Source organism: Winogradskyella sp. KYW1333, from assembly GCF_003335675.1.
GTDB lineage: Bacteria > Bacteroidota > Bacteroidia > Flavobacteriales > Flavobacteriaceae > Winogradskyella.
Genome location: NZ_QPHL01000017.1, coordinates 360,949 through 386,183 on the forward strand (window position 1 = coordinate 360,949; position 25,235 = coordinate 386,183).

A 25,235-nucleotide genomic window follows, 5' to 3' on the forward strand; every position below is an offset into this window, starting at 1 on the left:
ATGATAGTATTCTGGGCAGATATTAAACTTCACTTACATTTCCTAATAAAAAGGAACCCAGAATAGATATGCATTTTTTGTACCTTTAAGTCTGTATAGTTTACACGTTTCAGTGTATAATTAATTCAATTTTTAAACTAAAAGAAATGCCGTTTTATCATAAACTTGGAAAAATTCCACCAAAAAGACATACTCAATTTAAAAAACCGAATGGTGACTATTATTACGAGCAGTTGTTCGGTACCATAGGATTCGATGGAATGTCCACTAACAGTTACCACGAACAAAGACCAACACAGGTAAAAGAAATTAGGTCTCAATACAGTGTAGCTCCAAAAGTGGCTAAAGCCAACAATATTCAATCTTATCGTTTACATGGATTCAAAGTTAAACCTGAGAATGATTATCTAGATAGTAGAAAAACTATTCTAACCAATAGCGACTGCAACATTATTTTGGCTGCACCTAAAGAATCTACAAGAGAATATTTTTATAAAAACACAGATGCAGACGAACTCATTTTTGTCCATAAAGGAACTGGAAAATTAAGAACCATGTTGGGTAATCTAGATTTTAAATATGGAGATTATCTTTTAGTACCGAGAGGTATTATTTATAAAATGGATTTTGATACAGAAGACAACAGATTGTTTATTGTAGAATCCTATAGGCCCATTTATACACCAAAGCGCTATCGTAATTGGTTTGGTCAATTGTTAGAGCATTCTCCATTTTGTGAAAGAGATTTACGTCAGCCGCAAGAACTAGAGACTTATAACGAATCAGGTGATTTTTTAATTAAGATTAAAAAACAAGATGAAATCATAGAAATGGTTTATGCGTCCCATCCATTTGATGTGATAGGTTATGATGGTTATAACTATCCTTATGCATTTTCAATTCATGATTTCGAACCAATAACCGGAAGAGTACACCAACCACCACCAGTGCATCAAACTTTTGAAACAGATGCATTTGTGGTTTGTAGTTTTGTGCCTAGGCTATACGACTATCATCCATTAGCGGTTCCTGCACCATATAACCATAGCAACATAGATAGTGATGAGGTACTATACTATGTAGATGGTGATTTTATGAGTAGAAACGATATAGAAGTAGGTCATATTTCATTGCATCCTGCAGGAATACCGCATGGCCCCCATCCTGGTGCGATGGAAAGAAGTATTGGCAAAGTAAAAACTGATGAATTAGCTGTTATGGTAGATACTTTTAAACCATTAAAAGTGACTGAGGAAGCTCTAAAAATAGCCGATGAAGATTACTTTAAGTCTTGGTTAGAATAAATAAATTCAATTTAAACATTTATGAATAATAGTAAGTTAGCAGCAGATCCATTAGCACTTGTACTCGGAATTTTATCACTTGTTTTAGGAATAGCTGGTTGTTGTTGTTACGGTATTACGGCCATTATTCCATTGGTGTTGGCAATTGTTGGTTTGATTTCTGCAAATAGAAGTTTAAAAGAGTATAGACAAAACCCAGAAGCATTTTCACAGCAATCTGCAAGTAATGTAAACACGGCAAAAATCTTAAATATAATAGGCATTGTAATCAATGGCTTTGTGGTTTTAATTTCTATAGGTATCATTGCTTTTTATGGGACAATGTTGTCTTCGGAAATTTTTGATGAAATTCGAAATAATACCGGTTCAGATGGTTATTACGATTATGAATTCGAAATCGATTCAACAGAAACTAGTAAGGAAGAATACTATTTAGAAGAAGAACAAGATTCGGTGAATATAGATGCTTTAATTGAAGATAAATCAGTAGAAATAGAACAAGAAATTAATTAATATTATGGCAAAAGAAGTTAAAAGCGTTAACTATGGCTTAGAAAAAATATTTGATGAGGCTCAAGATTTTATGCCTCTTTTAGGGACGGACTATGTTGAGTTTTATGTTGGAAATGCAAAGCAATCAGCACATTTTTACAAAACCGCATTTGGATTTCAGTCTTATGCCTATAAAGGATTAGAAACCGGATCTAAAGATTCCGTGAGCTATGTCTTAAAACAAGATAAAATAAGACTTGTACTTACAACACCTCTAAATAGTCAATCTTCAATAAATAATCATATTGTAAAACACGGTGATGGAGTTAAAGTAATTGCACTTTGGGTTGATGATGCAAGTATATCGTATGAGGAAACAATAAAACGAGGCGCTACGTCTTACATGGAACCTGTAGTAGAAAAGGATGAATATGGAGAAGTTGTAAGATCGGGAATATATACATATGGAGAAACTGTTCACATGTTTGTTGAACGTAAAAACTATAATGGTGTTTTTATTCCGGGCTTTGTAGAATGGAAAAGTGATTATAATCCTGAACCAGTTGGTCTAAAATATATTGACCATATGGTAGGTAATGTTGGTTGGGGCCAAATGAATAAATGGGTTAAATGGTATGAGGATGTTATGGGGTTTGTAAACTTCTTATCTTTTGACGACAAGCAAATTCATACCGAGTACTCGGCATTAATGAGCAAGGTTATGAGTAATGGTAATGGCAGGATAAAGTTTCCAATTAATGAACCTGCTAAGGCAGCGAAAAAATCACAGATTGAGGAGTATCTTGATTTTTATGAAGATTCTGGTGTTCAGCATATTGCGGTGGCAACGGATGATATTATCAAAACTGTTGCTCAACTGAAAGCACGTGGTGTAGAATTTTTACCACCACCTCCACAATCATATTATGATATGATACCTGAAAGATTAGGTGTACATATGGAAATGATGAAAGAAGATATAAAACAACTTCAAAAGCTTTCAATTTTAGTTGATGCAGATGAAGAAGGGTATCTGTTGCAAATATTCACAAAACCTGTGGAAGATAGACCAACCTTATTCTTCGAAATAATTCAGCGTATGGGTGCAAAAGGATTTGGAGCTGGTAATTTTAAAGCACTTTTTGAGTCTATTGAGAGAGAACAAGCAAAAAGAGGAACTCTTTAAGATAATATACTCATTTTCATGTTCGTTTTTGGGATGTGTTTTTATGATTTAATACTTTTGGAATAGTAATTGTGAATGCCATAAATGTAAACTAGAAGCTAGTTTAGATTTATTAAGATTATTGTAACACATTTAATGTGGTACATTATTTACATTTACATTAGAAGAGTTATGAAATATATTTTTGTAATATTATTATTTTTTGCTGGGCTGGGAACGCCTGGAGTCCAGAAGGACACTGCTTTCCAAAAAGGAGAATGGTTTAAATTTAAGATGAGTTATAGTGGCTGGTTAAAGGCTGGTGAAGCAACTTTGAAAATAGATGAAAAGGTATTAAAGGGTAAGCCTGTGTTCCATGTTGTTGGTAAGGGTAAAACCACTGGGTTAATCAATGCTTTTTTTAAAGTTAGGGATCGCTATGAGAGTTATTTTGATAAAAATACAGGTGCTCCTTACAAATTCATTAGAAAAATTGATGAAGGTGGTCATACAAAGGATATCGAAATCAACTTTAATCATCAAGAACAAAAGGCAATTGTCAATAATAAAAAAAGGAAAAAAGTTACAACCATAACCACTGAACGTGATGTGCAGGATATGGTGTCAATGTATTATTATCTAAGAAATAACATTGATATTGATGCGCTAAAAGAAGGTGATGAAATTAAAACTACGATGTTTTTTGATGAAGAGAATTATGGTTTTAAACTTAAATATTTAGGAAGGGAAAGCATTAAAATTGAGATTAATGGATCTAGAGTGAAAGTAAAAACCTTAAAATTTAGACCATACGTAATGGCAGGACGTGTTTTTAAAGAGGAGGAAAGCTTGACATTATGGGTGAGTTCAGATAAAAATAAGATTCCTTTAAAAATTAAGGCAGACCTTGCCATAGGTTCTTTAAGAGCAGATTTAGAAGCATTTAAAGGGCTAAAGCATTCTTTTCAGCTAGAAATTGACGATTAAATTATGGAAGACCAACCCAATTACAGCGATATTATAAAGAAACTTCAAGAGAAGTACGAGAAAATAGATCAAGATACAGATGATCATTTATACGGCTTGCTATATAGCAAGCCGATTACATATTGGGACTATATACAAACGGATGCACTTTTAAACCTTCAGATTCAAAGAACTACTTTGCCTGATGAAATGGTGTTTATTGCATATCATCAGATTAATGAACTTATTTTCAAAATGATTCTTTGGGAAATTTCACAAGTAGCAGAAAAAGAAAATTTGGATGTTACTTTTTTTGAAAATAAGATAATGCGAATCAGTCGTTATTTCGATATGCTTACTACCTCATTTAATATTATGAGAGAGGGTATGGAAGTAGGGCAGTATATGAAGTTTAGATATACGCTTACTCCTGCAAGTGGCTTTCAAAGTGCACAATATAGATTTATTGAATTTGCGTCTACTGAATTAATCAATCTAATTGATTACCGTTTTAGATCTACAATTAATAGAGATACACCTTATACTCACGCCTTTGAGCATCTTTATTGGCAAGCTGCAGGAAAAGATCATAAAACAGGTAAAAAATCCACACTTTTAATTAATTTTGAGCGGCGTTATAAAGACGAGTTTTTAAGGTTTATGGAAAATTACAATACTAAAAATCTTTGGACACGTTTCAAGGAATTGCCAGAATCAGACCAAAACGATAATGATTTAGTCAAAGCAATGAGGCACTTTGATTATACGGTAAACGTCACATGGGTAATGGCTCATTACAACGCGGCGAAGCATTATATAGAAAGCGGATTGGGTGATGGAGAGGCTACGGGTGGTAGTGATTGGAAGAAATATATGCATCCAAAATATCAGAGAAGAATTTTCTTCCCAGATTTATGGACCGAGGAAGAATTAAAAAATTGGGGAAACAACATAAAATAAATGTACTTAATGCAGTTTAAACGATTAGTAGCATTAGCCGGAATAGGATTAGTTCTAATTAATTGTAAGAATGATGATTCGGCAAAGGAAATTGAAGAGGATATTGCCGAGGTAGTTGAAGAAAAGAAAATCCTAGAGTTCGGATTTAATCTTAATGACTATGTAGTAAAACGTGATACCATTAGAAAAGGTGACAGCTTTGGTGAAATAATGGAACGTAATAAAATAGGTTATCCTAAGATTTTTGAGATTGCAGAGAAAGCTAAGGATACTTTTGATATTGCAAGGAGATTAATACCTGGAAAGCCATACACGCTACTTTGTTCTAAAGATAGTCTAGAAATACCATCTACATTTATTTATCAACCTAATATTGAAGATTACGTTGTAATTAATTTTAAGGATTCGATTGAAGCATACACTAGTAAAAAACCAATTACATATGTAGAGAAAACGGCCACTGGAGTAATAGAGAATAATATCTCTGAAACTCTTGATCAAAAAGGAATAAGCCAGGTATTGGCATATAAAATGGCTGATGATATTTACGCTTGGACAATCGATTTTAGAAGGCTACAAAAAGGTGATCGATTTAAGGTAATTTATACAGATAAATATATTTCAGATTCTATTTATGCAGGAGTGCATGATGTGAAGGCTGCTTATTTTGAGCATAAAGGAGATTCACTGTATGCATTTGAATTTTTAACGGATTCTATAAAAGGCATTAGAGACTATTTTAATGACAAGGCAAAAAATTTAAGACGTGCTTTTTTAAAAATGCCTGTAAAATTCGGTCGACTCTCATCACGTTATAATCTCAAACGTCGTATTGCGTATTATGGTAATAGAGTAAGACCTCACAAGGGTACTGATTTTGCTGCACCAGTAGGAACGCCAATTATGGCTACAGCAAATGGAACTGTAATTGAATCTACTAGACGAGGCGGTAACGGTAAGTACGTTAAAATTCGCCATAACGACACCTATACCACACAATACTTGCATATGAGTAGGCAAACAGTAAAAAAAGGTGATTTTGTAAAACAAGGCGATGTCATTGGTCTTGTGGGTATGACTGGAAATACAGGTGGTCCACATGTCTGTTACCGCTTCTGGAAAAACGGACGACAAGTAGATCCTTTTAAACAAAAATTACCTGAAGCAAAACCGATATCAGATAGTCTTAAAATAAGATTTTTAAGACATATTAAACCTATTAAACAGCAATTGGATAATATTTTCTTCTTGGAAGCAGAACCTAAGAAAGTTGAAACCACAATTACTGAAGATCCAATTTTATAAATAATGGCATTAAAATCAACTAATCCGACTTCTACTAAGTCATGGAATAAACTACAATCGCATTTTAAAAATATAGAACACAGACATTTAAGAGATTTGTTTGAGGCTGATCCCAATAGAGCAAAGGATTTAATGATTCAATGGGAAGATTTTTATGTAGATTTTTCAAAAAATAGAATTACTCAGGAAACTTTAAATTTATTAACCGATTTAGCAAATGACGTTGACTTAAAAGATGCAATGTCAAAATATTTTGGAGGAGATATTATTAACGCAACTGAGGGTAGAGCTGTTTTACATACTGCCTTAAGAAGTAGTAAAGATTCAGAAACGCTTGTAGAAGGGTCTAATGTAATTCCTGGTGTTTTTGAAATAAAGCAAAAAATTAAGGAGTTTACTAATTCTGTGTCCTCTGGAGAGCATAAAGGATTTACCGGTAAAGCGATTACGGACGTAGTAAATATTGGTATTGGAGGATCTGATCTCGGACCTGCTATGGTTGTAGATTCTTTACAGTATTACAAAAATCATTTAAATACCCAATTTGTAAGTAATGTAGATGGAGATCACCACAAAGAAATTATAAAATCCCTAAATCCAGAAACCACTTTATTTGTAATTGTTTCAAAAACATTTACTACTCAGGAGACTTTATCAAATGCAAATTCAATTAGATCATGGTTTTTAGAGTCTTTACCTCAAGAGGCAGTGGCCAATCATTTTGTTGCAGTTTCTACAAACATAGACAGTGTCAAGGCGTTTGGAATAAAAGAAAACAATATCTTTCCTATGAAAGATTGGGTTGGTGGTCGTTTTTCACTTTGGAGTGCAGTTGGTTTATCTATTAGTTTAGCTCTAGGCTATGAGAATTATGAAAGCCTTTTAGATGGTGCCCATAAAATGGATGTTCATTTTAAAACGGCGAATTTCAATCAGAACATACCTGTTATCTCTGCTCTACTAACGGTGTGGTATAATAATTTTTTCAATGCAGAAAGTGAGGCAATAATTCCTTACACACAATATTTAAATCAATTTGCTACCTATTTACAACAAGGGATAATGGAGAGTAATGGGAAAAGTGTTGATAGATCAGGTAGTCCTGTAACATATGAAACAGGGACTATAATTTGGGGTGAACCAGGCACTAATTCTCAGCATGCATTTTTTCAATTAATACATCAAGGTACAAAACTAATTCCTGCTGATTTTATTGGCTTTGTAAAATCCTTACACGGAAATTCAGACCACCATGATAAGCTTATGTCAAATTACTTTGCACAGACCGAAGCATTAATGAATGGTAAAACTGAAAAAGAAGTATTGGCAGAATTAAAAGGTCAAGGTTTGCCTGATGATAAAATAAAAGAACTACTTCCATTTAAAATATTTGAAGGCAATAAACCAACGACTTCTATACTAATCAATGAACTTACGCCAGAAAGTCTCGGTAAATTAATAGCGATGTATGAACATAAAATCTTTGTTCAAGGCATTATTTGGAATATTTACAGCTATGATCAATTTGGTGTAGAATTAGGAAAACAGCTTGCTAAAACCATATTAAAGGAGTTGAATAATGATGCAGTTGCCAATCTTCACGATGCGTCAACTCAACAACTTGTTGATTTTTATAAAAATAATTCCTAAAAACTGTTAAAAAGTTTCTAATAATTAAATTAAGTGCGCACAATAGTTATTGAATCAATAATTAATTTGTGGTGTTAAAATTTTTAACAATTAGTTAATGTTATAACTATCGTTATATGTAATTTTGCAACACTAAAAAGAAACTAATTAACTTAAATTTTATATGAAAAAATTTAACTCTTATTTATTTGCGACTGTACTAACATTATTTGCTACAGTGGCTTTTGCTCAAAGTACTCTTACCGGTAAGGTAATTGACGGAGAGATGAATGCACCCCTTCCAGGAGCTAACGTAATTGTTAATGGAACTTCAAATGGTGCAACTACAGACTTTGAGGGTAATTTCACAATTACTGCTCAATCAGGATCTGGAGAAATTATAATTTCTTATGTTGGATTTGAATCTAAAACACTTCCATTTAATGGTGATACAGATTTTGGTTCAATTGTATTGAATTTAGACAATACCTTAGATGAGGTTGTTGTTGTTGGTACTGGAATTATCGATTTAGCTGAAGGTAGAAAAACACCAGTGGCAGTATCGACAATTAGAGGTAAAGACATTCAGCTTAAGGCAACAGGTAACGTAGAATTTGGTGAGTCTATGAAAAACACACCTTCTGTTTATGTTTCTAACCAAGCAGGTGGTTTTGGTGATAGCCAGATTTTCTTAAGAGGTTTTGACCAAACAAACACTGCATACTTATTAAATGGTCAGCCAATTAATGGTATGGAAGACGGTAGAATGTACTGGTCTAACTGGTCTGGTATGTCAGATGTTGCTAATGCAGTACAGGTACAAAGAGGTTTAGGATCTTCTAAACTTGCTATCTCATCTGTTGGTGGTACTGTAAATATTGTTTCTAAAACAACTGAAAAGAGAAAAGGTGGATTTGTGAGATTCTTAACTGGTAATGACAGCTACATGAAAGGAACTATCAATTACAATTCTGGTGTTAATGATAAAGGGTGGGCGTTTTCTGTGTTGGTCGATCACTGGCAAGCACATAGAAAGTACTCAATTGGTACTGCTGGTCAAGGACAAAACTATATGATATCTGTTGGTTACAAGCCAAATGAAAATAACACATTCAACTTTTTATTAACTGGTGCACCACAATGGCACGACCAAAACTTCTCTGAAGATCTAGAATTCTATGAAGCATATGGTGAAAAGGCTAATGATAACTCTGGTTTTTACGAAGGTGAGCGTTTTACTGAAAGACGTAACTTTTACCACAAGCCAGTTGCCAACTTAAACTGGGACTGGAAAATTAAAGATGGTTTAGATTTATCTACTGTACTTTACGCATCTTGGGGCCGTGGTGGCGGAACTGGAAACCTTGGTCGTGGTCGTATTAGAAACCAAGATGTAGGTATTTTTGGTCTTAATGAAAGAGAAATTAACTTTGACGCTATCGAAGATAATAACATCGCTACTGCAGATGCTAATGGTAATGGTAACTTTGGTGATTCTTACTTAAGGAGAGCTTCAATGAATAACCATAATTGGTATGGATTACTATCTAATCTAAATATTGAGACTAATGAAAATTGGTCATTTAATGTAGGTTTAGATGCTAGAACATATAATGGTATTCACTTTAGACAATTAGTAGATACTTTCGGGCTTAATGGTTATGTAGATAATTTTAGAACTGATCGTCCTGATGATTACGTAATTTCTGAAACATTTGAGGCAAATCCTTGGACTACATTGTTTGATTTTGCTGATAATGACCAGAGATATGACAGAAATTATGAAGAAGTTATCAGTTATCTTGGTGGATTTGGTCAAGCAGAGTATTCAAATGATAATTTTTCTGCATTTGTTCAAGCAGCATTGTCTACACAATCTTATCAGAGAGAAGGATTCTTTTCTGGAAGAGGTGAAGGAGGCTTGGGCAAATCCGATAAACTAAGTAAAGTAGGTTATCAAGTTAAGGGAGGCTTGGCTTATAATGTTGATGATAAGCACTCAGTATTTGCCAACGCAGGTACTTTTTCTCGTCAACCATTTTTAGACAATGTTTTTGCTGATATCCGTTATTCAAATGAATTAGTAGATCCAGAAGTAGATAATGAAGAAATATTAGGTTTAGAAGCAGGTTATCGTTTCAAAAACGACGTTTTAAGAATAAACGTTGATGCCTACAGAACAGAATGGGGTAACAGATTCTTAAGTTTTGGAACAAACCTTCCGTTAGATGAGTTTGGTGTTTACAGATTTACAGACGTAACTCAAATACACCAGGGTGTAGAATTTGATTTTGAATACAGGCCAGTTGCCGCAGGCTGGAGCTTAAGAGGTTATGGGTCATTAGGTAATTGGAAGTATGAAGGTGATACACCATATACTTTACAAAATGATGATACTGGCGATTTCTTAGTTACTGATGGGAACCTTGAATTAACAGATGTAAAAGTTGGTAATGCTCCTCAAACATCATTTGGTCTTGGATTTAGAGCAGATGTTTGCGAAGGACTATCTGTTGACATGGATTACAATATTTTTACAGATCTGTATGAATTTGTAGACGTAGAGGATGTTGTAGATGCGGCTTTGGCAGGTGAAAAGTACGAATCTGTTAGATTACCGGCTTATACTTTAGCAGATGCTGGTTTAACTTATAGATTCTCATTAGGAGATAATCCAATGGTATTTAGAGCTAACGTTTATAACTTATTCAACACTGCCTATATCAACCAAAGAAATGCATTTGGTTACTACTTAGGTATTGGAAGAACGTTTAACGCAAGTATTCGTTACAACTTCTAATCTATCAACATAGAAGAATAAAAAAGCAACCTTAAAAGAGGTTGCTTTTTTTTGGTTTAAACTTTAATGGATTTATTCCTTCCACTTCAATGACTCCATAAGTCGCTTTATATCTCTTTTTAAATATTCAGATGCTGGGTAAATAGAATCATAATTTGGTTTTGCGTAGAAGTAAAGAGAACCACTAATAAAATGATTTATACTATCGGTAAGGTAAAACTGTGATTGAGATGCTGCGTCTCCACCAATTTCATATAACATGCCATATGTATTGGATTCTTTGTTTTCAAATAAATTGCTTGCTATTTCATCTGCCTTTATCGTATGCTTTTGAGTTAAGTTTTGGGCATCTCTTAAAAGGCTATCCAAATTGTTGTTTCTTATTTTTTGGTAGGTAAGATAAATAGTTGCTCTCATTGAAGGGTACTGGATATCAATTCCCTTGACCTCACCTGAAGATTTTATGTTTTTAACAGAAGATGTCGTTTGATTTTTGTCAAAAGTAAACGGCAATGGAATAGAAGTCTTTTTATACTTGGCATCCGGATATTCTAATCTTAAATAACCTTTTGGCCTCGGTAGAGGATCATCACTACAACCAAGAAGCAAAAGGCTTATTAATGGTATAATTACCTTTTTCATTCTAAAGGTTTAATTAAGGTTAGTTTAATTTGTTTAATGCGCTTTCGTTCTAAAGCCTCTATAGTAAAAACGTAAGTTTTGAAATTTAGTTTACTTCCAATTCTAGGAAATCCACCAGAAATCTCTAAAACAAAACCGGCTAAAGTTTCGGCATCTCCTTTTTTAGATTCAAAGTCACCAATGTCTTCTTCAATTCCTACAATTTTATAGACATCTTTTAGAGGTGTTTTACCTTCAAAACTATAGTTATTGTCATCGAGCTTGGTGTAAATTAAATCTTCATCATCATACTCATCACTGATATCTCCAACTATTTCTTCAATGATATCTTCCAGAGAAACCAAACCAGATGTACCACCATACTCATCTACCACCACGGCTAAATGAACTTTTTTTGTTTGAAACTCTACCATAAGGTCATCGAGTTTTTTGTTCTCAGGCACAAAAAATGGTTCTCTTAAAATCTTGGTCCAGTTGAATTTCTTTTTATTGAGATGAGGTAGCAGGTCTTTAACATAAAGCACACCTTTTATGGTATCAATTGATTCCTCATAAACAGGTATTCTAGAATATCCGTTGTTTATTATTTCTTTAATAATGGTTTCGTAAGGTGTATTTATATCCAGTGCAAATAAATCCATTCTCGGACGCATTACTTGTTTTGTGTCTGTATTTCCAAAAGACACAATACCTTGTAATATTTTTTGCTCTTCTTGTGTGGTATCTTCATCATTTGTGAGCTCTAATGCTTGTGATAACTGGTCAACACTGAGATTGGATTTTTGTTTACCAAATGTATTTTGAATTTTCATTGTAACATACCTCATAGGTAGGCTAATAGGAGAAAAAATAAAGTCTAATATCTTTAATGGTCTCGCCATAAAGGAAGAAAACTGAACACTATTTCTACTTGCATATATTTTCGGAATTATTTCTCCGAATAATAGGATTAAGAATGTTGCGCAAACTACCTCCAAAAAAAACCTTGCGATACTGTTAGTGATATTACTAAATATAGTTTCGCCTATATATGCAAACAATAAAACAATGGCAATATTAATGAAGTTATTTGCAACTAAAATAGTTGCAAGTAATTTCTTTGGTCTGTTAAGGAGATCAGAAATAATCTGCATTTTTACAGACTTATTTTCTATACCTTCATCAATATTAGACTTTGTTAACGAGAATATAGCTACTTCAGCTCCAGAAACCATTGCCGAACAAGCAAGTAAAATAACAAGTAAAATAATACTTGTAAGATATGATATATTAATTGCTAGAAAAATTGAAATTAAAACCGAGGGTTCTGGGTCCAAATTAGTTTTATTTAAATTATTTAGAATGGTAAATTATCATCCTCATCAGGTAAAACACTTTTCTGTTCAGTCTGTTGAGTCTGTATATTGGTTGTTGGTACACTTGGCTGTTGTGATTGTTGTTCATTTTTATTTGTTAAAAATGTGAAATCCGTACACTGAATTTCAGTCGAATAGCGTTCCATACCTTTGTCATCTGTCCATTTTCTAGTTTTAATTCTACCCTCAATATAGACTTTATCACCCTTGGTGAGGTATTTTTCACAAATTTCAGCAGCCTTATTTCTAACTACTATATTGTGCCACTCTGTGTTAGAAACACGTTCATTAGTAGTTTTATTTGTGTATGTTTCGTTAGTCGCCAAAGGAAAACGACCGACGCAATTTTTATCATCGAAATAATGCATTTTCACTTCATCTCCTAAATGCCCTATAAGCATTACTTTATTTAACGTCCCTGACATATCTATTATATTTTGTTACAAAGTTAAAGTTTTGAATACTCTATTAAAGGTAATAATTTTTTGTGATTATTAAACCGCGTCAAAATTGAATTCTTCAATAAAGTTACTTATCAATACAGGTGTAGGGTATGATCTTAATTTTTCAATTGAAATGTTGTCTCGAGATAATAGATCTACTTCAATAATCCAAAATTTGGTGTGTAAATGTTGATGAGATAACTTGTGAATTCTGTCAGTTTCATTATAAAGGGAAAATTCAAAATTAGAATTTTCAAGAATTGTGTTTTCCAATTTTAATAAGTTAAATTCCTCTGCTTTTAGACTTCGGTTTGATTCTATAAGTGGAAACTGATATAGATTCTGCCAAATACCCTTGCCTGTTCTTTTTTCTATAACAGTATTCTTTTTCTTGTCAATACAAACCAGGAAGTTGAAATACCTTGCACTAACTTTTGTCTTCTTCAATTTTACCGGTAATTGATCTATTGATTTATTTTTATAAGCATAGCAACTGTCTGAAACAGGGCATGAATTACAATTTGGATTTTTTGGTTTGCATTGTCTTGCACCAAATTCCATTATGGCTTGATTATAATTTCCTGGTTCTTTATGGTCAATTAGGGTTGAAGCAAGTTCCTTAAATTCTTTAATTCCTTTTGAACTATTAATAGGTGTATCTATACCATAGAATCTAGATAATACACGATAAACATTTCCGTCTACAACTGCATTAGCCTCATTAAAGCAAATCGATGTAATGGCGCTTGCAGTATAGTCGCCAACCCCCTTTAGAGACAATACATCTTTATAGTTATCTGGGAAAACACCGTTAAGATTAAAGGCAATATGTTTAGCTGTAGTATGTAAATTTCTTGCTCTAGAATAATAGCCCAATCCCTGCCAAAGTTTCAATACCTGTTCTTCGGTAGCGTCTGCAAGGTCAAATACCGTAGGAAATTCTCTGATAAATGAAAGATAATATGGCAACCCTTGTTTAACTTGAGTTTGTTGTAATATTATTTCCGAAAGCCAAATATTATAAGGGTCTTTTGTAGTTCTCCACGGTAAATCTCGTTTATGTATTGAATACCAGTGAGTTATTTGTTTTTGAAAATTCATTTATTAAAAATCAGGTTCTGCAAAATTAAATCTTTATAGTGTTAAATTTTAATTAATTACGCTTGAAATATTGAATTTAAATTACCTATATTTGCATCCCTTAGAATTTATAATAACCCTAAAACTAACAACAATGACAAAAGCTGATTTGGTAGCTAAAATTTCTGATAAGCTAGGTATGGAAAAAGGAGATGTTCAAGCTACAGTGGAAACCTTTATGGAAGAAGTAAAATCATCATTAGAAGGAGGCGATAATGTGTATTTAAGAGGTTTCGGAAGTTTTATAATTAAAACTAGAGCTGAAAAAACTGGTCGTAATATTTCGAAAAATACTACGATTAAAATACCTGCTCACAACATACCTGCTTTTAAACCGGCTAAAGTATTTTTAGAAGGTGTAAAATCTAATGTTGAAGTTAACTAAATAGGTAGTAAAAAAAATATTAACTAAAAGCATTATTAACTATGCCAAGTGGTAAAAAGAGAAAAAGACACAAGGTAGCGACACATAAGCGTAAAAAACGTAGACGCGCTAATCGTCACAAAAAGAAATAAACTGAAAAAAGTAGTTTTTAAACTACTTTTTTCAGTTTTAAAAAAACGTTCTTTGATATAGAATTTAAGAAGCATTTAATAGAGTGTTCTTAAGTTTGTTGGATACTAAAATCCTGTGTCAAAAAATTTAGTAAAATCCATCTAACTCAATTAAGAGCTAGATTTAAATTAACATTATGAATAAAGAATTAATCATACGATCGAGTTCTGATATTGTTGATTTTGCCTTATTAAAAGATGGAAAACTTATTGAATTACATAAAGATGAAGAAGACAATAACTTTGCAGTAGGTGATATTTTTATTGCTAAGATTCGCAAGGTTATACCAGGTCTAAATGCCGCGTTTGTAAACGTTGGTTATGAAAAAGATGGTTTTTTACACTATCATGATCTTGGGCCTCAGTTGCCTTCTCTTTTAAAATTCATTAAACGTGTAAGCACAGGGAAATTAAGAGATTATAGACTCAAAGACTTTCCATTTGAAAAAGATTTAAACAAGCACGGTAAAATTGCCGATGCTATTAAATCCAATCAATCAATTTTAGTACAAGTAGTAAAGGAACCAATTTCTACAAAAGGACCACGCATTAGTTCAGAATTATCTATTGCTGGTAGATACATAGTCTTAGTCCCTTTTTCTAATCGTATTTCAATTTCTCAAAAAATTGAATCTCAAGAAGAAAAAGATAGATTAAAGCGACTTGTAAAAAGTATCACTCCGAAGGGATTTGGTGTTATTATTCGTACAGTAGCTGAAGGCAAAAAAGTTGCCGAGCTAGATAATGATTTACAGAATTTGCTGGGTAGATGGACAGCAATGTGTAAAAAACTGTACAAAGCACATCATCCTACAAAAGTATTGGGAGAAATGAACAAAGCATCCTCTATTTTGAGAGATATATTTAATGATTCATTTTCTGGTATTGTTGTAGATGACGAAGCATTGTACATACAAGTAAAAGATTACGTGCAACAAATTGCACCGAATAAGGAGTCTATTGTAAAGTATTATAAAACTGGAGTGCCAATTTTTGAAAAATACGGTATTGAGCGTCAAATAAAAACATCATTTGGCCGTACTGTATCAATGGCAAAAGGAGCTTATTTGGTAATAGAACATACAGAAGCTATGCACGTTATAGATGTAAATAGTGGTAACCGTTCTAATAAAGAAAAAAACCAAGAAGACACCGCTCTAGAAGTAAATTTAATCTCTGCTACTGAAATTGCCCGCCAATTACGATTACGTGATATGGGAGGAATTATCGTAATCGATTTTATCGATATGGGTAGAGCAGAGAATAGAAAGAAACTTTACAATCATCTTAGAGATGAGATGAAAGACGACAAAGCAAAGCATAAAATATTGCCGCCGAGTAAGTTTGGATTAGTGCAAATAACCAGACAACGCGTTAGGCCAGAGCGCAATATTAAAACAAAAGAAGAAAATCCTAATCTCGTAGGTGGCGATGAAATCGAAGCACCAATTAAAGTGGTACAGAGAATTAATCAAGATCTAGAACGGATTTTTAAAAGAGACTATAATAAGGTAACCTTAAATGCACATCCTTTTATAGCAGCCTTTTTAACAAAAGGGTTTCCATCAGTGCGTTCAAAATGGTTTTTTGAACACAAAAAATGGGTAAAAGTTTTACCTAGAGATGCTTACACTTATCTTGAATATCATTTTTTTGATAAAAACAATAACAAAATCAAGTAATATCTATTAAAAAAATAGCCCTTCCAATTTGGAGGGGCTTTTTTTGTTTTATTTAATCTCGGAGCTATGGTGCTGGATTTGGTATTTGAGCATGTACCTTATTGATTTCACTCAACACTTCTTTTGACAGTGAAATTTTGATACTCTCAATATTTTCTTCAAGCTGTTCTAAGTTGGTTGCACCAATAATATTACTGGTTAAAAATGGTCGTTCATTGACAAAAGCCAAAGACATTTGGGCCAATGTCATACCATTTTCTTCTGCTATTTTTAAATAGCGTTTGGTAGCCTCAGTGGATTGTTCACTACTGTAGCGTGCAAATCTTGGGAATAGCTTTAGCCTAGCATTATCTGCCGCAGTACCTTTAATATACTTACCAGAAAGTACACCAAATGCCATTGGCGAATATGCAAGCAGGCCAATATTTTCTCTATGTGCAATTTCAGCCAAATCACCTTCAAAGGGTCTGCATAATAACGAGTAGGCATTTTGTATCGTTATTATTTTAGGAAGACTATTATTCTTTGCTTCATTTAAATAACGCATTGTGCCCCAAGCACCTTCATTAGAAATACCAACTTCTCTTATTTTACCTGATTTTATTATTTCGTCTAGATTATGAAGAATCTCGTTAAAATTATCTTCCCATGGGTCATTAGGATTATGAGTATAATCTCTAACTCCAAAGGTTTTAGTATGGCGTTCTGGCCAATGTAATTGATATAAGTCTATATAATCCGTTTTTAAGCGTTTTAAACTGTTGTCAACAGCTTCATTAAGTGCGTCTTTGCTAAATCCGGTTGTTCTAATATGTGCTGTATAATCGCCAGGTCCAGCAATTTTAGTCGCCAAAACGACCTTATCTCTATTACCAGTTTTAACAAACCAATTACCGATAATACGTTCTGTTTCTGCATAGGTTTCTGCAGTGGCAGGCACAGGATATAATTCTGCTACATCAAAGAAATTAACACCTTTGTCTAATGCTAAATCCATCTGCGCGAATCCTTCTTCTTGAGTGTTTTGGTTTCCCCATGTCATAGTTCCTAAACAAATCTTACTAACTTTTATATCGGTATTGGGTAGTGTTGTATATTTCATTTTTCTTTTAATCAGTAATTTCTTGTAAAAATAAGAAGTCCTTTCAGGTTAATGCAACATGAAAGGTCTAAATCTATGTTAAGTTTTGCTTTTAGATATCGTTAAGCAGTTTTGAAATTTCATCTAACTTAGGCGTTAAAATCACCTCGATTCTTCTATTTTTTGTTCTACCCTCAGTTGTGTCATTTGAGGCAATAGGTGCATATTCACCGCGACCGGCTGCCGTTAAATTTTCAGGATTAATTGATGTGTTTTCTCTCAGAATATTTACAATGGCAGTTGCACGTTTTGTAGATAAGTCCCAATTGCCACTTAGCTGGGCATTTCCTTTATAAGGGACATTATCTGTATGACCTTCAATTAATATTGCTATATCTGGATTTTCAGCAAGTACATTAGCTAATTGCTTTACTGCTTTACTGCCTTCAGATCCTACAGACCAACTGCCAGATTGAAATAGCAACTTATTCTCCATAGAAACATAAACTTTGCCATCACGTTGCTCAACTGTTAAACCTTTGCCTTCAAAATTTGTTAGGGCTGTGGATATCGCATCTTTCAGGGCTTTCATACTTGCATCTTTTATCGCAATTACATTCTCTAACTCCGCAACTCTTTCAGATCTATCTTTAAGTTCTCTTTTAAGTTTTTCTAATCTTGCACTTTCACTTGCTAGAGCTTGTTCTTTTGCTTCAAGTTTCGCTAGTAATTCTCTATTTTTTTTAGAATTCTTTGCAATTTCTGCAGAGCTATTTTTTTCTAAAGCATCATATGAGGCTTTAAGATTATCTAGATTTGATGTAGAAGCAGCCAATTCTGACCTCAATTGATTTAATTCTGCCACGGCTTTGTCATATGTAGCAGTAAGTTTATCAAGGTTGTTTTTTAGAGTTGATTTTTCGCCTGAAAGTTTTTCAACCTCATCATTTAAGCTTCTGTTTTCTTTTTTAAGTGTGGCATATTTGTCTTCTAAATTTGTATAAATCTTTTTAGATACGCATGAACTAAACAGGCCTAAGGTGATTATTAATAAGGAAATTCTTTTTATCATTTTTAAGGTTTTAATGATTACTATACTATAAATCCAATTCTAAAAGAATAGGGCAGTGGTCACTATGAACTGCTTCAGTGAGTATAACGCTTCGTTTTATATTTTCTTGTAATGGTTTACTAACCATTGCGTAATCTAATCGCCATCCTTTATTGTTTGCTCTAGCATTTGCGCGATAACTCCACCAAGAAAATTCTTGTTTTTCAGGATGTAAAAACCTAAAACTATCAACAAATCCACTATTAATAAAATTGCCTAGCCACTCACGTTCTTCAGGCAAATATCCTGAAACACCTTTCATTTTTGGGTTATGGATATCTATTGGTTCGTGACAAATATTGTAATCACCACAAACAACTAAATTTGGACGTTTCTTTTGAAGCTTATTTAGATACTCATGGATCATATCCATGTATTCAAATTTGTGCTCTAATCGTGCATTATTAGTGCCTGATGGCAAATACATGCTCATTACTGAAACATTGTCGTAATCTGCTCTAATGTTACGACCCTCAAAATCCATTGATGCAATGCCAGTACCAAATTCTATATGGTTAGGTTCCTTTTTACAAAGTAATGCTACACCACTATATCCCTTTTTTTGAGCACTAAACCAATAGTTATATTTGTATCCAATTTCAGTGAATAGATTTAAATCTAATTGCTCCTCTAAGGCTTTAATTTCCTGTAAACAGATTACATCTGGGTGGGTAGCTTCAAGCCACTGAATAAAACCTTTATTTATTGCTGCTCTAATTCCATTTACATTATATGATGCGATTTTCATAATTGAATTCTTAGGTTTAAGCGAAATTAAATAATACCCTACTTTTACACTATAATTTTGCGCCTATTTTAACAATAAAATATTTTAAGTTATAATCAGTTATTAGTCTACATGAAAAGAGCTTTGGTTTTTATTGTTTTACTATATTCTTTTTTGGGGTTTTCTCAAGAAGAACAAAGTTCTTATAGGACCAAACGAATAGCAATTAAAGATTCTATTAAAATTGATTCCGTAAGTATTAATCCTTCGAGGTTTATTGTAAGGGATAAAAACGGTAAAATAATCGATTCTAGTTTATATAATATTGATTTTGTAAAATCATTATTAGTCTTTAGAAAAACAATTTCAACTGACACTGTTGAGGTAGATTATTTACGTTACCCAGAGTTTATAACCAAAGTATATAAACAACTAGATGACAATATAATCGTAAACAGAAGTTCTAGCCTTCAGAAGTTATATCAACTTGAAAATACTATAAGGAAAAACACATTTATACCATTTGATGGCTTAACTACTTCTGGTAGTATATCTCGGGGTGTTACAATTGGGAATAATCAAAATTCTGTATTAAATAGTGAACTAGACTTACAGATTTCTGGAAAGCTAAGTGACAAGGTGTCCTTAAGGGCTTCAATACAAGATGCGAATATACCTTTGCAAGAGAGTGGTTACTCTCAGAGATTAGATGAGTTTGATCAAGTATTTATTGAATTGTTTAGTGATAGTTGGAACATTAGAGCTGGTGATATTGACCTTGTAAATACCCAGAGCTATTTTGTAAATTTTACAAAAAGAGTTCAAGGACTTTTGGTGAATGCCAATTTAAGCGAAAAGACTAATTTCTTTGCTTCTGGAGCACTAGTAAGAGGGCAGTTTACCACGACCCAATTTACAGCCCAAGAAGGAAACCAAGGGCCTTACAAACTTAGAGGTCCAAATAATGAGTTGTTTGTATTAATAGTTTCGGGTAGTGAAACGGTTTATGTCAATGGTGTGCCCTTAGAGCGTGGAGAAAATAGAGATTATATAATAGATTACAATGCAGGTGAAATTATTTTTAATGCTACGTTTCCTATAACTTCAGAAATGCGAATTACGGTAGATTATCAATTTAGTGAGCGCAACTATAGCAGATTTACAGTTTTTGGTGGAGGAGGCTATAAATCAGAAAAATTTAATCTAAATGTTTCTATTTACTCAGAAAGTGATGCCAAAAACCAACCATTGCAACAAAACTTGTCTACGGAACAAACGCAAATTTTAGCAGATGCCGGTGATAACAGAAGTTTAATGACAGCATCTTCTGCAAGCCCTCAATCTTATTCCGAGAATAGAATTTTATATAGAAAAGAGTTTATTGGAACAGATGAAATTTTCGTTTTCTCTAATGACCCAGATGATGAGTTGTTTAGTGTCAGCTTTACTTTAGTTGGTCAAAATCAAGGTAACTATATACTAAGTAATGATAATGCTGTCAGTAATATTTTTGAATATATTCCACCAGTGGCAGGAGTGCCTCAAGGAAATTATGAGCCTATTGTCCAATTAGTTGCACCAGAGCGATTGCAAATAGCAGTGTTAAATGGAAGTTATAAACCTTCCGAAAATACCAATGTGTTTTTTGAATTAGCAGGAAGCAAAAACGATCTCAACTTATTTTCAAACTTAGATGATAATGATAACGATGGATTTGCGGGTAAATTGAAAGTAAACCAGAAAATTGTCAAGTCCGATAGCTTATGGAATTTGTCTGCACTCATTGATGCAGATTTTATTCAAAAAGATTTTAGAACCATACAGCGATTATATAGAGCTGAATTTAATAGAGATTGGAATTTGGAAGATGATAGGAATGACCAAGGAAATTTTAATTTCGGTAATCAACTTCTGTTTACTTCTGGTTTACAATTATCACATTCCAAAAAAGGGGTTGTAACTTATAATTTTGAGTATTTGGATTACTCCAATAATTTCACTGGAAGCAGGCATAATGCATTAGTTGATTTAAGACTCGGCAATTTTTCAATTCTCTCAAATACCAGTTATCTAAATAGTGAAAGCACTATAAATAATTCTACCTTTTTAAGATCATTTAATCGTGTGGTATATGGTAAAAAAAATAAATGGGTTGGTGCAAAAATAGCACTAGAGGATAATGAACAACGTGCAATTGCAACAGATTCATTAACACCTCTGAGTCAGAAATTTAACTCGTACGAAGCTTTTGTGGGTATTGGTGATAGCACTAAAGTCTTTGTAGAACTAGGCTATATTAATCGTGTAAATGATAGTGTAAGAGATAATTTGGTTCAACGCGTTAATCGATCAAATACCTATTATTTAAAATCTAGATTAATTCAGAACAAAGCAACCAATTTGCAGTTGTTTGTTAATTATAGAGATTTAAAGGCTGATGTTGCAGATTCGCAAAATGAGCAGAGTTTAAACAGCCGTTTAAATTTCAATCAGAAACTGTTTAATAATATAGTTATTTGGAACACAAATTTTGAAACTAACTCTGGTACCTTGCCACAACAAGATTTTACATATGTTGAGGTAGAAGCAGGCCAAGGCGCATATACTTGGATAGATTATAATGAAAATGGAATACAAGAGTTGAATGAATTTGAGCTTGCTCAGTTTCAAGATCAAGGTAATTACATTAGGGTTTTGTTGCCAAACCAGGTTTTTGTTAGAACCCACCAAAATAGACTAAGCCAAACAATTACATTTAATTTTCAAAAGTTAAGTTCATCAAAGGATAAATGGGATAAATTCTTTTCACATTTCTATAATCAAACGTCTTTTCTTATTGATAGAAAAGTTAAACGAGATGGTAATAACTTTAATCTAAACCCTTTTAATGAGGACGAAGAAAATGAATTGGCATTGAATAACAGTATAAGAAATGTACTGTTTTATAATAGAGGTAAACAGCGCTACACAACTTCATATACTTTCTTAACAAATACAAGTCGTAATCTGTTATCTATCGGTTTTCAGGAAAATAAATTGACTAACCATCAAATAAACTTTAACCATAAATTTGCTACTAACTGGCTTATTAATGCCCAATGTAGTTTTGGTACTGAAGAAAGTTTAAGTGAAAATTTCGCAAATAGAAATTTCAATATAGACGAAGAACGATTTCAACCAAAGTTCTCTTATTTATTCAATGAAAATGCGCAGTTTGATGTATTTTATCAATACACCTCCAAATCTAACACAATAGGAAGTTTAGAATCTTTAGTTCAAAACAATTATGGACTTTCATTTACCTATAATAACACTCAGAAAATTGCACTCACAGGAGAATTTAACTTTTTTCAAAACGATTTTGAAGGAAACTCCAACACTCCAGTTGCCTACCAAATGTTAGAAGGACTTCAACCCGGAAAAAACTTTACTTGGAACTTGCTTGCTCAAAAGAAGCTAACAAAGTTTTTAGATTTAAATCTGTCTTATTTTGGCAGAAAAACCGAAACGTCTAAAACTATTCATACTGGTACTGTGCAACTGAAAGCATATTTCTAAAAAAATAATTTCTTACGCAACCATTTGACTAGTTTACCGTCTATAAGTAAAGAAAATCTAAATTAATCATTTAATGAAAAAATTACTTTCAATCGTTTTGTTCATCCTCGTACTATTAAATACTAATGCACAGGAGGATAAGAATTCTAATACTTTAGCAAAGAATGAGATATCAGTTAATCTCTTAGACTTAGTTTTAGCTGGTACTCTAGGAGTAAATTACGAGCGCCTTTTCGATAATAATCAATCCTTATTTATAGGTGCTAATGTTTTTGATACCTACGGATATTACGATGCTGGTTATATTGAAGACAACTCAGCATTTTCATTGGAGGCTGCTTTTTTAATTTACTTTTCTAAGGAAAAAGATCATCATGGCTTTTTCTTCTACCCACAATTGAAATTAAGAACTGGGGAAATTACAACGGATGATTATTATTACTATGATATAGCTACAGAAACAGATGTAAATGAAGAATTTATTTATGATATTGGCGGTGCCTCTGCCGGATTTGGCATTGGGCATAAATGGGTGTTTAACAATAAAATAACCTTAATGCTCAATGGTGATATTGCAAGGAATTTAGGAAATTTTGATGATGATTACCTAGACAATATTGAAGTGAGATTCTCTGTTAATTTTGGCTACAGGTTTTAACTAAAAATGCTTAATTATAAACCCAAAACAAATTGTTTGGGGTCTTTGTTTTTATTCTAACCTATTTCATTCTCATTAACCACTCTCTAACATCAACTTCTTTTTTAATAATGCTTCTGAGCTCGTCAATTTTCACTCTTTTTTGCTCCATTGTATCTCTATGGCGTATAGTTACGGTATTGTCTTCTAAAGTGTCATGATCTACGGTAATACAATAAGGTGTACCAACGGCATCTTGTCTTCTGTAGCGTCTACCAACGGCATCTTTTTCATCGTAAACCACATTAAAATCCCACTTAAGATTCTCAACAATTTGCTTCGCGATGTCCGGCAAACCATCCTTTTTCACTAATGGAAGGATAGCAGCCTTTGTTGGTGCTAATACTGCTGGTAATTTCAATACTGTACGAGTTGTACCGTTATCTAATTCTTCTTCTTGGAGCGAATTAGAGAATACGGCAAGGAACATACGGTCTAAACCTATAGATGTTTCTAACACATAAGGCGTGTAGCTTGCATTGTCCTCATGATCAAAATATTGTAGTTTTTTACCAGAATATTCTTCGTGTTGGCTTAAATCAAAGTCTGTACGAGAATGTATGCCTTCTAATTCTTTAAACCCGAAAGGGAAGTTAAACTCAATATCTGTTGCAGCATCAGCATAGTGGGCTAATTTTTCATGATCGTGGAAGCGATAATTATCATCTCCCATACCCAATGATTTATGCCATTTTAAGCGATGTTCTTTCCAATATTCAAACCATTCCTTCTGTGTGCCTGGTTTAATGAAAAATTGCATTTCCATTTGTTCAAACTCGCGCATTCTAAAAATAAATTGTCTTGCAACAATTTCATTCCTAAAAGCTTTACCTGTTTGTGCTATACCAAATGGAATTTTCATCCTACCTGTTTTTTGCACATTCAAGAAATTGACAAAAATACCTTGAGCAGTTTCTGGTCTTAGGTATAAATCCATAGCAGAATCTGCAGATGCACCTAATTTGGTGCCGAACATTAAGTTAAACTGCTTTACGTCAGTCCAATTACGACTTCCAGACAACGGGTCTGCTATTTCAAGTTCTTCAATAAGTGCCTTTACATCTGCCAAATCTTCATTTTCTAATGACTTGCCCAGACGTTTGAGCGTAGAATCTATTTTTTCTTGATAACCTAAGACACGACCATTTGTAGAAACAAATTCTTCTTTGTTAAAAGCATCACCAAATCTTTTTGCCGCCTTGGCAACTTCCTTGTTAATCTTTGCTTCTATTTTAGCACAGTAATCTTCTACTAGAACATCTGCTCTATAGCGTTTTTTCGAATCTTTGTTGTCAATAAGTGGGTCATTAAACGCATCAACGTGTCCTGATGCTTTCCAAGTGGTGGGATGCATAAATATTGCAGCATCTATACCAACAATATTTTCGTGCATTTGTACCATGGCCTTCCACCAATAGTTACGAATGTTATTTTTTAATTCAGCACCATTTTGTGCATAGTCATAAACGGCACTTAGGCCATCATAAATCTCGCTACTCTGAAATACGTAACCATACTCTTTTGCATGAGAGATTACCTTTTTGAATTTATCGTCGTTTGCCATGGCACAAAAATAAAAAACCGCTCTAATTAATAGACCGGTTTTAAAAAAATTATGTTATT

At 33.1% G+C, this 25,235-nt stretch carries 20 protein-coding genes; 12 read left to right on the forward strand and 8 right to left on the reverse strand.

The window, feature by feature from the left end; all coding sequences use genetic code 11:
- Positions 1 to 146 precede the first annotated feature (146 nt).
- From DUZ96_RS11415 to DUZ96_RS11450, 8 genes are all read left to right on the forward strand, one after another.
- The gene (locus DUZ96_RS11415; RefSeq protein ID WP_114302066.1) at positions 147 to 1,304 is read left to right on the forward strand and encodes a homogentisate 1,2-dioxygenase; all 1,158 of its coding nucleotides are present in this window, start codon (positions 147 to 149) and stop codon (positions 1,302 to 1,304) included.
- Positions 1,305 to 1,325: 21 nt separating this feature from the next.
- Positions 1,326 to 1,817: a CCC motif membrane protein gene (locus tag DUZ96_RS11420; protein WP_114302067.1), complete on the forward strand. Its 492-nt coding sequence runs from the start codon at positions 1,326 to 1,328 to the stop codon at positions 1,815 to 1,817.
- A 4-nt stretch (positions 1,818 to 1,821) separates the two neighbouring features.
- Positions 1,822 to 2,982 (forward strand): 4-hydroxyphenylpyruvate dioxygenase, encoded by a 1,161-nt coding sequence (gene hppD / locus DUZ96_RS11425; protein WP_114302068.1) that lies wholly within the window; start codon positions 1,822 to 1,824, stop codon positions 2,980 to 2,982.
- A 171-nt stretch (positions 2,983 to 3,153) separates the two neighbouring features.
- Entirely contained in the window at positions 3,154 to 3,948 is a 795-nt protein-coding gene (locus DUZ96_RS11430; protein WP_114302069.1) for a DUF3108 domain-containing protein, read from the forward strand.
- Positions 3,949 to 3,951: 3 nt separating this feature from the next.
- A complete protein-coding gene (locus DUZ96_RS11435) occupies positions 3,952 to 4,887 on the forward strand; it encodes a tryptophan 2,3-dioxygenase family protein (protein ID WP_114302070.1) in 936 nt (311 codons plus the stop codon).
- 9 nt (positions 4,888 to 4,896) lie between these two features.
- Positions 4,897 to 6,192 (forward strand): peptidoglycan DD-metalloendopeptidase family protein, encoded by a 1,296-nt coding sequence (locus tag DUZ96_RS11440; RefSeq protein WP_114302350.1) that lies wholly within the window; start codon positions 4,897 to 4,899, stop codon positions 6,190 to 6,192.
- A gap of 3 nt (positions 6,193 to 6,195) precedes the next feature.
- On the forward strand, positions 6,196 to 7,842 hold the full coding sequence (gene pgi / locus DUZ96_RS11445) for a glucose-6-phosphate isomerase (protein WP_114302071.1): 1,647 nt from the start codon (positions 6,196 to 6,198) through the stop codon (positions 7,840 to 7,842).
- A 163-nt stretch (positions 7,843 to 8,005) separates the two neighbouring features.
- Positions 8,006 to 10,621 (forward strand): TonB-dependent receptor domain-containing protein, encoded by a 2,616-nt coding sequence (locus tag DUZ96_RS11450; protein ID WP_114302072.1) that lies wholly within the window; start codon positions 8,006 to 8,008, stop codon positions 10,619 to 10,621.
- Between the two features lie 72 nt (positions 10,622 to 10,693).
- Here the strand turns inward: DUZ96_RS11450 and gldD are convergent, their stop codons facing one another.
- From gldD to mutY, 4 genes are all read right to left on the reverse strand, one after another.
- Positions 10,694 to 11,263 carry a gliding motility lipoprotein GldD gene (gene gldD / locus DUZ96_RS11455; RefSeq protein ID WP_114302073.1) on the reverse strand — a complete coding sequence of 190 codons (570 nt, stop codon included), beginning with the start codon at positions 11,261 to 11,263 and terminating at the stop codon, positions 10,694 to 10,696.
- Complete coding sequence (locus DUZ96_RS11460; RefSeq protein ID WP_114302074.1) at positions 11,260 to 12,579, reverse strand: gliding motility-associated protein GldE; 1,320 nt, start codon at positions 12,577 to 12,579, stop codon at positions 11,260 to 11,262. The genes gldD and DUZ96_RS11460 overlap by 4 nt, the downstream gene beginning before the upstream one ends.
- 20 nt (positions 12,580 to 12,599) lie before the next feature.
- Positions 12,600 to 13,043 (reverse strand): single-stranded DNA-binding protein, encoded by a 444-nt coding sequence (locus DUZ96_RS11465; protein WP_114302075.1) that lies wholly within the window; start codon positions 13,041 to 13,043, stop codon positions 12,600 to 12,602.
- A 69-nt stretch (positions 13,044 to 13,112) separates the two neighbouring features.
- Positions 13,113 to 14,162, reverse strand: a complete 1,050-nt coding sequence (gene mutY, locus DUZ96_RS11470; RefSeq protein WP_114302076.1) for an A/G-specific adenine glycosylase — start codon at positions 14,160 to 14,162, stop codon at positions 13,113 to 13,115.
- Positions 14,163 to 14,295: 133 nt separating this feature from the next.
- Here mutY and DUZ96_RS11475 point away from each other — a divergent pair, with 133 nt between their 5' ends.
- A complete protein-coding gene (locus DUZ96_RS11475; protein ID WP_114302077.1) occupies positions 14,296 to 14,586 on the forward strand; it encodes an HU family DNA-binding protein in 291 nt (96 codons plus the stop codon).
- Between the two features lie 307 nt (positions 14,587 to 14,893).
- Entirely contained in the window at positions 14,894 to 16,438 is a 1,545-nt protein-coding gene (locus DUZ96_RS11480) for an Rne/Rng family ribonuclease (protein ID WP_114302078.1), read from the forward strand.
- A gap of 64 nt (positions 16,439 to 16,502) precedes the next feature.
- Here DUZ96_RS11480 and DUZ96_RS11485 read toward each other — a convergent pair whose 3' ends face one another.
- The 3 genes from DUZ96_RS11485 to DUZ96_RS11495 all read right to left on the reverse strand — a co-directional run bounded on the left by DUZ96_RS11485 (position 16,503) and on the right by DUZ96_RS11495 (position 19,378).
- Positions 16,503 to 17,540, reverse strand: a complete 1,038-nt coding sequence (locus DUZ96_RS11485) for an aldo/keto reductase (protein WP_114302079.1) — start codon at positions 17,538 to 17,540, stop codon at positions 16,503 to 16,505.
- Between the two features lie 91 nt (positions 17,541 to 17,631).
- Entirely contained in the window at positions 17,632 to 18,591 is a 960-nt protein-coding gene (locus DUZ96_RS11490; protein WP_114302080.1) for an OmpA family protein, read from the reverse strand.
- A gap of 25 nt (positions 18,592 to 18,616) precedes the next feature.
- Complete coding sequence (locus DUZ96_RS11495) at positions 18,617 to 19,378, reverse strand: exodeoxyribonuclease III (protein WP_114302081.1); 762 nt, start codon at positions 19,376 to 19,378, stop codon at positions 18,617 to 18,619.
- 111 nt (positions 19,379 to 19,489) lie between these two features.
- Between DUZ96_RS11495 and DUZ96_RS11500 the strand changes: the two genes are divergently transcribed.
- A complete protein-coding gene (locus DUZ96_RS11500; protein WP_114302082.1) occupies positions 19,490 to 22,915 on the forward strand; it encodes a hypothetical protein in 3,426 nt (1,141 codons plus the stop codon).
- Between the two features lie 73 nt (positions 22,916 to 22,988).
- Positions 22,989 to 23,573, forward strand: coding sequence for a hypothetical protein (locus DUZ96_RS11505; RefSeq protein ID WP_114302083.1), 585 nt, complete (start codon positions 22,989 to 22,991; stop codon positions 23,571 to 23,573).
- 61 nt (positions 23,574 to 23,634) lie between these two features.
- Here the strand turns inward: DUZ96_RS11505 and DUZ96_RS11510 are convergent, their stop codons facing one another.
- The gene (locus DUZ96_RS11510) at positions 23,635 to 25,176 is read right to left on the reverse strand and encodes a glycine--tRNA ligase (RefSeq protein WP_114302084.1); all 1,542 of its coding nucleotides are present in this window, start codon (positions 25,174 to 25,176) and stop codon (positions 23,635 to 23,637) included.
- Positions 25,177 to 25,235 lie beyond the last annotated feature (59 nt).